Annotated in this window: 13 protein-coding genes; 6 read left to right on the forward strand and 7 right to left on the reverse strand. The window is 72.2% G+C overall.

Annotated elements, in window-relative coordinates; translation table 11 throughout:
- From AC3A3H_RS00350 to AC3A3H_RS00360, 3 genes are all read right to left on the reverse strand, one after another.
- On the reverse strand, positions 1–1098 hold a 1098-nt coding region (locus tag AC3A3H_RS00350; RefSeq protein ID WP_487612543.1), incomplete at its 3' end, for a P-loop NTPase.
- The gene (locus tag AC3A3H_RS00355) at positions 1091–1615 is read right to left on the reverse strand and encodes a DUF1003 domain-containing protein (RefSeq protein WP_487612544.1); all 525 of its coding nucleotides are present in this window, start codon (positions 1613–1615) and stop codon (positions 1091–1093) included. The genes AC3A3H_RS00350 and AC3A3H_RS00355, both read right to left, overlap by 8 nt.
- Positions 1602–2915: a magnesium transporter MgtE N-terminal domain-containing protein gene (locus AC3A3H_RS00360; RefSeq protein WP_487612545.1), complete on the reverse strand. Its 1314-nt coding sequence runs from the start codon at positions 2913–2915 to the stop codon at positions 1602–1604. Before AC3A3H_RS00360 ends, AC3A3H_RS00355 begins: the two co-directional genes overlap by 14 nt.
- A 57-nt stretch (positions 2916–2972) precedes the next feature.
- Here AC3A3H_RS00360 and AC3A3H_RS00365 point away from each other — a divergent pair, with 57 nt between their 5' ends.
- The gene (locus AC3A3H_RS00365; protein WP_487612546.1) at positions 2973–3578 is read left to right on the forward strand and encodes a YflT domain-containing protein; all 606 of its coding nucleotides are present in this window, start codon (positions 2973–2975) and stop codon (positions 3576–3578) included.
- Positions 3579–3658: 80 nt separating this feature from the next.
- Positions 3659–4282: a dihydroxyacetone kinase subunit DhaK gene (locus tag AC3A3H_RS00370; protein ID WP_487612547.1), complete on the forward strand. Its 624-nt coding sequence runs from the start codon at positions 3659–3661 to the stop codon at positions 4280–4282.
- Positions 4283–4348: 66 nt separating this feature from the next.
- On the opposite strand, the gene AC3A3H_RS00375 is transcribed toward AC3A3H_RS00370, so the two are convergent.
- On the reverse strand, positions 4349–5887 hold the full coding sequence (locus AC3A3H_RS00375; RefSeq protein ID WP_487612548.1) for an aminopeptidase P family protein: 1539 nt from the start codon (positions 5885–5887) through the stop codon (positions 4349–4351).
- A gap of 33 nt (positions 5888–5920) precedes the next feature.
- On the opposite strand from AC3A3H_RS00375, the gene AC3A3H_RS00380 reads away from it, so the two are divergent.
- Positions 5921–6787 carry a PHP domain-containing protein gene (locus AC3A3H_RS00380; RefSeq protein WP_487612549.1) on the forward strand — a complete coding sequence of 289 codons (867 nt, stop codon included), beginning with the start codon at positions 5921–5923 and terminating at the stop codon, positions 6785–6787.
- A gap of 89 nt (positions 6788–6876) precedes the next feature.
- Positions 6877–7992, forward strand: coding sequence for an aggregation-promoting factor C-terminal-like domain-containing protein (locus AC3A3H_RS00385; protein ID WP_487612550.1), 1116 nt, complete (start codon positions 6877–6879; stop codon positions 7990–7992).
- Between the two features lie 79 nt (positions 7993–8071).
- Here AC3A3H_RS00385 and AC3A3H_RS00390 read toward each other — a convergent pair whose 3' ends face one another.
- The gene (locus tag AC3A3H_RS00390) at positions 8072–9568 is read right to left on the reverse strand and encodes a DEAD/DEAH box helicase (RefSeq protein ID WP_487612551.1); all 1497 of its coding nucleotides are present in this window, start codon (positions 9566–9568) and stop codon (positions 8072–8074) included.
- 123 nt (positions 9569–9691) lie between these two features.
- Between AC3A3H_RS00390 and AC3A3H_RS00395 the strand changes: the two genes are divergently transcribed.
- Positions 9692–10405, forward strand: a complete 714-nt coding sequence (locus AC3A3H_RS00395) for a ferritin-like fold-containing protein (protein WP_487612552.1) — start codon at positions 9692–9694, stop codon at positions 10403–10405.
- 44 nt (positions 10406–10449) lie between these two features.
- On the opposite strand, the gene AC3A3H_RS00400 is transcribed toward AC3A3H_RS00395, so the two are convergent.
- Positions 10450–10752: a hypothetical protein gene (locus AC3A3H_RS00400; RefSeq protein WP_487612553.1), complete on the reverse strand. Its 303-nt coding sequence runs from the start codon at positions 10750–10752 to the stop codon at positions 10450–10452.
- Between the two features lie 10 nt (positions 10753–10762).
- Complete coding sequence (locus AC3A3H_RS00405; protein WP_487612554.1) at positions 10763–10987, reverse strand: DUF3107 domain-containing protein; 225 nt, start codon at positions 10985–10987, stop codon at positions 10763–10765.
- A gap of 108 nt (positions 10988–11095) precedes the next feature.
- On the opposite strand from AC3A3H_RS00405, the gene AC3A3H_RS00410 reads away from it, so the two are divergent.
- The coding region (locus AC3A3H_RS00410; protein WP_487612555.1) for a UvrD-helicase domain-containing protein at positions 11096–12106 on the forward strand (1011 nt) is incomplete at its 3' end.

The following is a 12106-nucleotide window of genomic DNA, read 5'->3' on the forward strand; positions in this document are numbered from 1 at the left end:
GGCCAGCCCGGCGGCGACGGCGCGGATCGCCGCTGCGGCCGGATCCTGCGGGTCGGTGACCACGATGGGCGCGCCCGTGTCGCCGCCCGTGCGCAGCGGCACGCTGAGCGGCACGCTGGCCAGGAGCGGCACCGGCACGTCCTGGCCGGCGGAGAGCCGTCGCGCCACCTCCACGCCGCCGCCGGAGCCGAACAGCTCCAGGACGCTGCCGTCCGGCTGCACGAGCCCGGCCATGTTCTCGATGACGCCGACGATGCGCTGGCCGGTCTGGCGAGCGACCACGCCGCTGCGCTCGGCGACGTCGGCCGCCGCCGGTTGCGGGGTGGTGATCACGAGCACCTCGGCCTGGGGCAGCAGCTGCCCGACCGAGATGGCGACGTCGCCGGTGCCGGGCGGGAGGTCGAGCAGCAGCACGTCCAGGTCGCCGAAGAACACGTCCCCGAGGAACTGCTGTATGGTGCGGTGCAGCATCGGCCCGCGCCAGGCGACCGCCGCGGACGAGGAGTCCACGAACATCCCGATCGAGATGACCTTCACGCCGTAGGCGACCGGCGGCAGGATCATGTCGTCCACGCGCGTCGGCCGCACAGCGACGCCGTCGGCGTCGGTCAGCCCGAGCAGCCCGGGGATGGAGAAGCCGTGCACGTCCGCGTCGATCAGGCCGACCCGCAGGCCGCGCTCGGCGAGCGCCACGGCGAGGTTCGCGGTGACGGTGGACTTGCCGACGCCGCCCTTGCCGCTGGTGACGGCGTAGACCCGGGTCAGCGAGTCGGGTCCGAACTGCTGGGCCCGCGCCGCGCGCCCGCCGCGCAGCTTCTCGGTGAGGGCCGCACGCTCGGCGGGCGTCATCACGGAGACGTCGACGGTCACGCCGCTGACGCCGGGCACGGAGGCGGCGGCGGCCCGGACATCCCGCTCGATCTTGTCGGCGGCCGGGCAGCCCACGATGGTGAGCTTCACGCGCACGGTCGCGTGCCCCTCGGCGTCGACCGCCACGCCGCCGATCATGTCCAGCTCGGTGACGGGCTTGCGGATCTCGGGGTCGAGGACGCCGGAGAGGGCGCGCTCGACGAGGTCGGCGACGCCGGCCTCAGGCACGCGCGCGCCCGGTCTCGGTCGTCTCGCCCTTGTCCAGGTCCTCCAGCAGCGCGCGCAGCTCGGCCCGGATGAAGTCCTTGGTCGCCATGTCCCTGACCGCGAGCCGCAGGGCCACGACCTCCCGTGCCAGATACTCGGTGTCGGCGAGGTTTCGCTCGGCGCGCTGCCTGTCCTGCTCGATCTGCACGCGGTCGCGGTCGTCCTGCCGGTTCTGCGCGAGCAGGATCAGGGGCGCGGCGTACGACGCCTGCAACGAGAGGACGAGGGTCAGGGCGATGAACCCGAGCGCCGCCGAGTCGAACCGCCACGGGTTCGGGGCGAGGGTGTTCCACGCCATCCAGGCCACCACGAAGATCGTCAGGCCCAGGATGAACCACGGCGTGCCCATCGCACGCGCGATCCACTCGGTGAACCGGCCGAACCGGTCGCTCTGCTCCAGCGGGTCCCTCCGGGGGATCACCGAGGTGCGGAGGCCCTTCGGGGCGTCCAGGCTCTCGTCCCGCTTACCTCGTGCCACTTCCGCCCCTCCTTCCGTTCACGATGCGGATACTGCCGGTCTCGTCGGACGGGGGCTTCACAGGCTCGTCCTCGTCTTGACTTCGCCAGTCGTCGGGCAGCAGGTAGTCGAGGATGTCGTCGATGGTCACCACCCCGACGAGCCGGTGCTTCTCGTCCACGACGGGGACGGAGACGAGGTTGTAGCTGGCGAGGATGCGGGACACCTCGGCGGCGGAGGTGTCGGCGGTCACCGGCTCCAGGCTCGGATCCAGCAGGGTGCCGAGCCGGACGTGCGGCGGGTAGCGCAGCATCCGCTGGAAGTGCACGATGCCGAGGAAGCGCCCGGTCGGCGCCTCGTAGGGCGGCAACGTCACGCAGACGGCCGCGCCGAGCGCCGGCGCGAGCTCGTGTCGGCGGATCAGGGCGAGGCCCTCGGCGACAGTGGCGTCGGCCGAGACGATGATCGGCTCGGTGGTCATCAGGCCGCCCGCGGTGTCCGGCGCGTAGCTGAGGAGCATGCGGACGTCGTCTGCCTCCTCGGGCTCCATGAGCTCGAGGAGGTGCTCGCCGCGCTCGTCCGAGAGCTGCGCGATGAGGTCGGCGGCGTCGTCCGGCTGCATCTGGTCGAGCACGTCGGCGGCGCGGTCGTCGTCGAGCTGGGCGAGGATCTGCACCTGCTCGCTCTCCGGCATCTCCTCCAGCACGTCGGCGAGCCGGTCGTCCGGCAGCTCCTCGGCCACCTCTAGCATCCGCTGCGTCGGGAGGTCGAGGAGCGTGTTCGCCAGGTCGGCGGGCTTCAGCTCCGAGTACGTCGCGATCAGCTGCTCGGCGGATTGGGCCTCGCCGCGCGCCTGCTTCTCGTGCACCTCGTTCCACTCGGCGAACGTGGTCGGGCCCTTGCCGAACGGGGAGGCGCCCGACTTGGGCCGGCGGACGAAGAGCTGGCTCACGGCCCACTCGCCGGTCGCGGACTCCTGGATGGCGACGTCCTCGATCGTCGCTTCGCCGGTCCCGTCGGTGAAGACGACCTTGCGGCCGAGGAGCTCTGCGATGACCCGGACCTCGCCGCCGCGCTGCTCGAAGCGGCGAACGTTGATGAGCCCGTTGGTGATGATCTGACCGCTGGAGATGCTGGTCACCCGCCCGATCGACAGGAACACCCTGCGCTTGCCCGGGATCTCGACGATGAGGCCGACCACGCTGGGCGGATCGTCCTTGCGGTAGACCACCAGCACGTCGCGCACCTTGCCGACCCGGTCGCCGACCGGGTCGAACACGCTGGTGCCGGCCAACCGGGCGACGAAGATGCGGGTACTCACGTCTAATAACTTAAGCCCTAGCAGCCGGGCGCACGGTGAGGATGGGACAATGACGGGATGACCACACCCAGCCCGCTCGGCGGACGCAACCGGATGCTCTTCCCGACCATGCCACGGGGAGAGGTCGTGGCCACGTACGAGACGTACCTCGACGCGCAGCAGGCCGTCGACGTGCTGGCCCGTGCCGACTTCCCGGTGGACAAGGTCTCCATCGTCGGCAGCGACCTGAAGAGCGTGGAGCGCGTGACCGGAAAGCTCACCTGGGGGCGCGTCGCGCTCGCCGGCGCGGCCTCCGGAGCGTGGCTCGGCATCTTCTTCGGACTGCTGCTGCTCATCTTCTCGCCGAGCGTGAGCTACGCGTTCGTCATCGCCGCGGTGCTGATCGGCGCGGGCTTCGGGATGCTGTTCGGCATCGTCTCGTACGCGATCAACCGCCGCCGCCGCGACTACACGTCGGTGATGCAGGTGATCGCGACGAGCTATTCGGTGCTGGTCGACTCCGACCTGGTCAACCGGGCGCGGAACCTGCTCGGCGGGGTCGCCGACGTGCCGGCCGCGCCGGCGTCGTGGGCCCCGCCCGCGCACCCGTCCGACCCGCCGCCCGCGCCGGCGCAGCCCGAGCCGCCCGCGAGCGAGCAGCCGCCCACCCCGCCCACGGCCTGACACGATCGAGGGGCACGTCGTTGTCACTTTTCGAAGCGAGAAGTGACAACGACGTGCCCCTCGGTGCGTGAAGGAGGGGGATGGGTGGCGCTGCGGGGGTGCGAGGGCGCAGGATCGGGGCGGCAGCGGCCGCAGGCACCTACCGCAAGGACGCCGACCTCGGCGTCGGCTGCCAGTCCGGCAAGATCTTCCCGCTCGGGGAGGGCGTGACAGGGGAGGTCGTGCGGGCACGAGCAACCGTGGTGTTCGAGGAGTACGCGCAGGTCCGCGGCGGCCACATCGAGGGCGCAGACCGCGACCTCCTGCACGCCACCATCGGGGTGCCGATCCGCTGGAACGACGCGATCATCGGCGTCGGCATCCACGGCGAGCCGGGGCGGCGGCGCGCGAAGATCGAGCCCTCGAACGCCCTGGTCGACATCCTGCTCGACCCGGTCGTCGCCGACCTGCCGTTCGAGCGCGGGGACCGCGTCGCGCTGATGGTCAACGGGCTCGGCGGTACGCCGATCAGCGAGCTTTACATCGCGTACGGCCACGCGCACGAGCAGCTCGCCGCGAAGGGCATCACGGTCGGCCGCAGCTATGTCGGGGAGTACTGCACGTCGCTCGACATGGCCGGAGCCTCCATCACGCTCGTCCGCCTGGACGACGAGATCGAGAGCCTCCTGGCCGCCCCCGCCGAGATCGGCCTGCGCATCTTCTAGCCACCGAGACGTGAGTAATCGCGGGTATCCCCGGAAGGATTCCCGCGATTAGTCACGTTTCGCCAGTCAGGAGAGACGGCGCACCCAGGCCTCCACGTCGTCGGCCGTGCGCGGGAGGGCGATGGAAAGGTTCTCCGCGCCGTCCGCGGTCACCAGGATGTTGTCCTCGATGCGCACGCCGATGCCGCGGAAGCGCTCCGGGACCGTGAGGTCGTCCGGCTGGAAGTACAGGCCGGGCTCGATCGTGAACGTCATTCCCGGCTCCAGCTCGCCGTCGAGGTAGAGCTCGCGGCGGGCCTGGGCGCAGTCGTGCACGTCGAGGCCGAGGTGGTGGCTGGTGCCGTGCACCATGTAGCGGCGGTGGTACTGGTTGTCCGCCTGCAGCGCCTCCTCCGCGGATACCGGCAGCAGTCCCCACTCGGCGGTGCGGCGGGCGATGACCGCCATCGCGGCCGCGTGGATCTCACGGAAGCGGATGCCGGGGCGCACGATCGCGAACGCGGCGTCCGCGGCCTCCCGCACCGTCTCGTAGACCAGGCGCTGGGTCTCGGTGAACGTGCCGTCGATCGGGAGGGTGCGCGTGATGTCGGCGGTGTAGAGGCTGTCGACCTCCACGCCGGCGTCGATCAGGATCAGGTCGCCCGGCACCACGGGGCCGTCGTTGCGCGTCCAGTGCAGGATGCAGGCGTGCGGGCCGCTGGCGGCGATCGTGTCGTAGCCGACCGCGTTGCCGTCGAGCCGGGCGCGCGCGTTGAAGACGCCCTCCACGATCCGCTCGCCGCGCGGGTGCGCGACGATACGGCCGAGGTCGGCGACCACGTCGTCGAAGCCGGCCGCGGTGGCGGCGATCGCGCTGCGCAGCTCGGCGAGCTCGTACGCGTCCTTCACCAGGCGCAGCTCGGAGAGGTCGCGGGCGAGACGGTCGTCCTCCGCGTGGTCCTCAGGGTCGCGGGCGGCGTCGCCGACTTCGGCTCCGGCCTCGGCCGCGAGCACCAGGCGGGCGGCGTCCACCCGGTCGGTCAGCTCCGGGTCGGCCTCCCGCAGGACGAGGGTGGCGGCGTCGACCGCGTCGAGCACGGCCTCCACCTCGGCGATGCCGCGGGTCGGGAGGTCGAGGTCGCTGGCGACCTGGGCGAGCGACGGGCGCGGACCGATCCAGAACTCGCCGATCTCCGGGTTCGCGTAGAACTCGTCGGAGTCGCGGCCGGCGCGCTCGCGGAAGTACAGCGTCGCGACGTGGCGGCCGTCGTGCGGCTCCAGCACGAGCACGCTGCCGGGCTCGGCGTCGGAGCCCCAGCCGGTCAGGTGCGTGAACGCGGAGTGCGCCCGGAACGCGTAGTCGGTGTCGTTGGAGCGCTGCTTGAGCCGGCCGGCCGGGATGATCAGCCGCTGCCCGGGGAACAGCTCGGACACCCGGGCGCGCCGGGCGGCGGCGTAGGCGGCCTGCTCGCGGGAGCCGGGCAGGATCTCCGGGCGCTCGGCCCAGTTGCTGCCGATGTACTCGCGGAAGTTCTCCGATCCAGGGGTGGTGGAGCGGTTGGCCGTGGCGCGCGGCGCCTCCTCGCGGTCGGCGGGAGCGGGCGCTGTGGTGTTCTCGGACGACATGGCGACCATTCTTCCACTCCTAGGATGGTGGGCATGGCTGATGCGCGACGGTTCCGCGGTCCCGTCGACCTCCACACGCACTCCAGCGTGTCGGACGGCACGGAGACCCCCGCCGAGCTGGTGCGCGCCGCCGCGGCCGCCGGACTCGGCACGGTCGCGCTCACCGACCACGACTCGACGGCGGGCTGGGCGTCCGCAGCCGAGGCCGGCGCGGAGGTCGGCATCACCGTCATCCCGGGCATGGAGCTCTCCACCCGCATCGAGTTCGCGAGCGTGCACATGCTCGGCTACCTCTTCGACCCGGCGGACGAGGCGCTCGTCGCCGAGACCAGCCGCATCCGTCAGGGCCGGATGCGGCGTGCGGAGGACATGGTGCGCCGCATCGCCGAGGACTACGACATCACCTGGGCCGACGTGCTCGCGCAGGCGACCGAGGGCGCGACGGTCGGCCGGCCGCACATCGCCGACGCGCTCGTGGCCCGCGGACTGGCCGCCGACCGCAGCGCGGCCTTCGCCGGCATCCTGCACTGGCGCAGCGGCTACTTCCGGCCGCATTACGCGCCCGACCCGGCGACCGGGATCCGGCTCATCCGGGGCGCCGGGGGAGTGCCCGTGCTCGCGCATCCCGCCACGAGCAGCCGCGGCGTCATCCCGGAGGACCGGCTGCGCAGGCTCGTCAAGGCCGGGCTGTTCGGTTTCGAGCTCGATCACCGCGAGAACCGGCCGGAGGGCGTGGAGGTGCTGCGCGGCTATGCGGCCAAGTACGGCCTGCAGATCACCGGCTCCAGCGACTACCACGGTGCGGGCAAGCCCAACCGGCTGGGCGAGAACACGACGGATCCGGCCGTGGTCGACCTGATGATCGAAGAAGCGACAGGCGCGGCGCCCTTCTACGGATGAGCGCAACCTCCCGTTAGCCTGGTCCGCGGGGATCAGGAAGCGAGGTACGTGTGTCTCGGCGACTCTGGACGTCTTCTTTCGCTGCGGCTGTGCTGGTCGGCGCCCTGACGGTGGCGGGAGGAGCGGCTCCCGCGAACGCGGACACCTACCCCTCGTGGGACGACGTGCAGGCGGCCAAGGCGAACGTCGCCGCGGCCCAGGCCGAGGTCGACCGCATCAACGGGCTGCTGGCGTCGCTGCAGGCGTCGGCCAACGCGGCGGGCGACCTGGCGGTGAAGCGCCTCGGCGAGTACGGCCAGGCCGAGGCCGCGCTCACGGCGGCGACGGCGAAGGCGCAGGACATCGGCCAGCAGGCGCAGGCCGCCGCGGCACGGGCGGACGAGCTGCGCGCCCAGAGCGGCAAGTTCGCGGCCCAGCTCACCCGGTCCGGGACCTCCGACGTGTCGATCCGGCTGTTCCTCGGCGGTGCGGGCGCCTCCGAGGGGACGTCGGCGGCGGGCTCGCGGCCGTCGTTGCTGTACCAGCTCGGCGCGGTCTCCAAGCTCGCCGACCAGGCCTCCGGCCTGTTCGCGCAGGCCGCCGCGCAGAAGAACGTCGCCGCCGCGCTCAGCGAGCAGGCCTCGGCGGCGCAGAAGATCCGCGACCAGCTCGACAAGGAAGCGCAGAAGGCGCTGCAGGTGGCGAACGACGCCAAAGCGACGGCCGACGCCCAGCTCGCCGACCAGAAGCAGCACGCCAACACGCTCTACTCGCAGCTCGCGTCGCTGCAGAACACCGCCGCGGCCGTCGAGCAGCAGCGCGCGGCGGGACTCGCCGCGGCCGCCGCCGCAGCGCAGGCCGCGAACCCCGGCGGCGGGGCGGACGGCTTCGCGCCCCCGCCCGGGATGAACGTCGACCCCGCGGCAGCGCAGGCGTACGCCTCCAGCCGGCTGGGCGCGTACGGCTGGGGTCAGGACCAGATGGGCTGCCTGATCAAGCTCTGGAACCACGAGTCGGGCTGGCGCGCGGACGCGTACAACACCTCGAGCGGCGCCTACGGCATCCCGCAGGCGTGGCCGGCGAGCAAGATGGCCTCGGCCGGACCCGACTGGATGACGAACCAGAACACCCAGGTGAACTGGGGCCTCGACTACATCAACCGGGCCTACGGCTCGCCGTGCGCGGCGTGGAACTTCGAGATGAGCCACGACCCCAACTGGTACTGACCCGCACCGGGCGTCGAACGGACGGAAAATGCCGCCTGCCGGAGTCGGCAGGCGGCATGTTCCGTCAGTGCGAGTGCGCTCAGCTGGCAGGCGTGGCGGGGGAGCCGCCGCGCGAACGGCGGCGACGTCGGCGCGGCGCGCTGTTGCCGTCGCGGTGCTGCGATCCGCCGCCGTCGTGCGTGCCGGCCGCGGGCGACTTGTGCTCGTCGCCGGCTGCTGCGGAGTCGGCCGAGCCCGTCGAGCCGGTCGAAGCCGCTGCCTGGTCGGAGCCCCCGGTGCGGGTGCGGCGGCGGTTGCGCGAGCGCTGGCCGTCGCCCTGGGCGCTCTGACCGCCGGGGCGGGAGGAGTCGTGCCGGGCGCCGTCCTGCGTCTCCGGAGCCTTGACGGCCGGGGTCGACTTCAGCCGGCCCTTCGCGCCCTCCGGGATGTCGAGGTCGGTGTACAGGTGCGGCGACGACGAGTAGGTCTCGGTCGGATCCGGCTGGCCGAACTCCAGCGCGCGGTTGATGAGGGCCCACTTGTGCAGGTCCTCCCAGTCCACGAAGGTCACGGCGATACCGGTCTTGCCCGCGCGGCCGGTGCGGCCGGCGCGGTGCAGGTAGGTCTTCTCGTCGTCGGGGATGGTGTGGTTGATGACGTGCGTGACGTCGTCCACGTCGATGCCGCGCGCGGCGACGTCGGTGGCGATCAGCACGTCCTTCTTGCCGGCCTTGAAGGCCGCCATCGCGCGCTCGCGCTGCTCCTGGTTGAGGTCGCCGTGGACGGCCGCGGTGTTGAAGCCGCGGTCGCCGAGCTCCTCGACCAGCTTGGCCGCGGCGCGCTTGGTGCGCGTGAAGATCACGGTCTTGCCGCGGCCCTCGGCCTGGAGGATGCGGGCGACGACCTCGTCCTTGTCGAGCGAGTGCGCCCGGTAGATGAGGTGCTTGATGTTCGCCTGGATCTGGCCCTCGTCGGGGTCGCTGGCGCGGATGTGGATCGGGCGGGTCATGAAGCGGCGGGCCAGCGCGACGATCGGGCCGGGCATTGTCGCCGAGAACAGCATGGTATGACGCGTCGCCGGGGTCTGCGCGAAGAGCTTCTCGATGTCGGAGAGGAAGCCGAGGTCGAGCATCTTGTCGGCCTCGTCCAGCACCATCTCCTTGACGTGCGAGAGGTTCAGGAGGCGCTGGCCCGCGAGGTCGAGCAGTCGGCCGGGGGTGCCGACGACGATCTGCGCGCCGGCCTTGAGCTGGGCGATCTGGCCCTCGTACGCCTTGCCGCCGTAGATCGCGGTGACCGCGGTCGGGCGGTTGGAGGCGGCCTGCTCCAGGTCTTCGAAGACCTGGACGGCGAGCTCGCGGGTCGGGACGACGACGAGCGCCTGGACGCCGGGCTCCGGGTCCAGCCCGAGGCGCTGGATGATCGGGAGGCCGAAGCCGAAGGTCTTGCCGGTACCCGTCTTGGCCTGGCCGATGATGTCCTGGCCGGCGAGGGCGAGCGGGATGGTCTGGGACTGGATCGGGAACGGCTCGAAGATGCCCTTGGAGGCGAGCGCGTCCACCATGTCCTGGTCGATGTTGAGTTCTGAGAAAGTCACGTAAGGGTGCCTGTCGGTTCGAATAGTGAGTTCCACGCCCTGTTCTCGTCGCAGGCGCAGGGCCGTCGATCCTGCGCCGACGGCACCACAAGCTTACTGGACCTCCCCGTTACACTGCTGTACGTGTCAACGTGGTTCACCAGACGCCGGCCCACGGTCGAGCTGCCCCGCCTCAACCAGCGGATGCCTCCGGCGACGGTCCGAGTCGACCTGCACGAGGTGATGCCCGACCTGCTGCCCTATCTGGGCCAGGCGGCGTACCTGCAGCTCGAGCAGTTCCAGACGCTGTCCAGGGTGGCTGCCGACACCGACGCGCTCGCCGCGAAGGAGGTCGTCTCCGTCGCCGCCGGCCTGGCGATCTCCAAGCATCAGGGCATCGTCGCGGAGATCCGCCGGCGCGGCGACGAGCCCGCGGAGGCCATGCGGCCGTTCGCGGAGGAGATCGAGGGCTTCCGCGCGCTGCTGGTCGGTTCCGACTGGCGCGAGACGCTGCTGGCCGCGCTGATGTCGGGCGGCCTGCTCGACGACTTCTTCATCCGGCTGGCCGGCGGTCTGCCCGGCGACGTCGGGCCCCGGATCCAGCAGCTCCTGGGCGCGGACTCCGGTCAGGAGGCCCTGCTGGAGGTTCTGCGCGGCGAGATCGCGGCCGACCCGCAGCTCGGCTCCCGGCTGGCGATGTGGGGACGTCGGCTGGTCGGCGACACGCTGCTGGTCGCGCGGTCGGCCCTGCACCTCTCGGGGAACCGGGCGGCCGACGAGGAGCGGATCGAGCCGATCTTCACCGAGCTGATCGCGGCGCACACCCGGCGGATGGATGCGCTGGGCCTGACGGCCTGACGGCCGACCCGGCGGCGCGGCTCAGCGCGCAACAGCGGCGCGGCTCAGCGGGCGACGGCGCCGCGCGCGAGGGTGTGCAGCAGCTTCTCGTCGTGGGCCGTGCGGAGCCTACCGATCACGAGGTCGGCCACGACGACGACGACGGCGGTGCCGACGAGGGTGATCCACCAGATCCAGCCCCCGTTCCACTTCAGGCCGGCCCAGGTGAGGGCGACCCAGAGCACGCACGCGACGCTCACGCCCAGCGCGGGGATGAGCACGGAGCCGTGCGTGTGACGGTTGGGCAGGAGGTACCGCGCGCCGAGGCCGAGGATGGCGCCGGCGAGCGCGACGAAGAGCAGTTCCACGCTCGGGAATCTAGCCGACGAAGCCGATGCGGCGCGACTCCTCGGTGCCGACCTCGACATACGCGATGCCCGCGGTCGGGACGATGTAGATCCGGCCCTTGTCGTCCGAGAGCTTGAGGATGCCGGTGCCGCTGGCGATGCCGGCCTGGATCTGCTCGGTGAGCTCCTCGGCCGACTGGGCCGACTCGAAGCTGAGCTCGCGGGGGGCGTTGACGATTCCGATACGGATCTCCACGGGATGTGCCTTTCGAATCAGACCAGCGGGGTGCGAGTTCAGACTACGGCACGCGGCTCGCGGGCTCGGATCGCGTTCTCTGTCGGCGGACGCCGATACCGTGAAGTCATGTCCACCCGAGGTTTCCGTCCGCGCGCCGACGACGCGGCCGGCGGCCTCGCGGAGCCGCTCGACCCCGCGCAGCGCGAGGTGCTCGCGCTGCCGGACGGGGCGTCGGCCGCGGTGCTCGGCGCGCCGGGCACGGGCAAGACGACGGCACTGGTGGAGGCGATCGCCGAGCGCGTGCACGAGCGCGGTTACGCCGCGTCGGAGGTGCTCGCGCTGAGCGCCTCCCGTGCCGCGGCGACCGCCCTGCGCGACCGCATCTCGCTGCGGCTGGGGGTGCCGACGCCCGGCCCGCTGGCCCGCACGGCGACCTCCCTCGCGTTCCAGCTCGTCGGCGAGCAGTCCAGACGCAACGGCTGGGAGCCGCCGCGGCTGCTCACCGGCGGCGAGCAGGACCAGATCATCACAGAGCTGCTGAGCGGGCACCTGGAGGACGGCACCGGCCCGGTCTGGCCGGCGTCCCTCGGCCCGGAGGTGCGCGTCCTGCGCGGGTTCCGCACTGAGCTCCGCGAGCTCATCGGGCGGTCCGCCGAGCGCGGCGTGTCGCCCGCGCGGCTGGCCGAGCTGGGCGCGATCGCCGGTCGTGACGAGTGGCGGGCCGCGGGCCGCTTCATCGCCGAGTACCAGAGCGTCCTCGACAGCTTCCGCGGCGGCTACGTCGACTCCGCCGAACTGATCGCATCGGCCGTGCCCGTCGTCCGCGAGGGCAGCTCCCTCGACGGGCTCCGGGCGCTGTTCGTCGACGACCTCCAGGAGGCCACCGTCGCCACGATCGCCCTGCTGCGCGCCGTGGCGGCCCGCGGCATCGCGGTCATCGCGTTCGGCGACCCCGATGTGGCCTCCACCACCTTCCGCGGGGCGGAGGTCGCGGCGCTCGGCCAGCTCGGGTCGCGGCTGGGCGTGCCGGTGACGCGCGTCGTGCTCGGCACCGCGCACCGGCAGACCCCGGCGCTCCGCGAGCTGACCTCCCGCGTCACCGAGCGGATCGGCGCCGCGGCCGCCGGCGTGCACCGG

This window comes from Leifsonia sp. Soil_N53 (assembly GCF_057655165.1).

Excerpts from the sequence above, each read along its gene's own strand:
- AC3A3H_RS00365 (WP_487612546.1), top strand. The coding sequence starts at position 2,973 with ATGACCACACCCAGCCCGCTCGGCGGACGCAACCGGATGCTCTTCCCG.
- AC3A3H_RS00370 (WP_487612547.1), top strand. The coding sequence starts at position 3,659 with ATGGGTGGCGCTGCGGGGGTGCGAGGGCGCAGGATCGGGGCGGCAGCG.
- AC3A3H_RS00375 (WP_487612548.1), bottom strand. The coding sequence starts at position 5,887 with ATGTCGTCCGAGAACACCACAGCGCCCGCTCCCGCCGACCGCGAGGAG.
- AC3A3H_RS00380 (WP_487612549.1), top strand. The coding sequence starts at position 5,921 with ATGGCTGATGCGCGACGGTTCCGCGGTCCCGTCGACCTCCACACGCAC.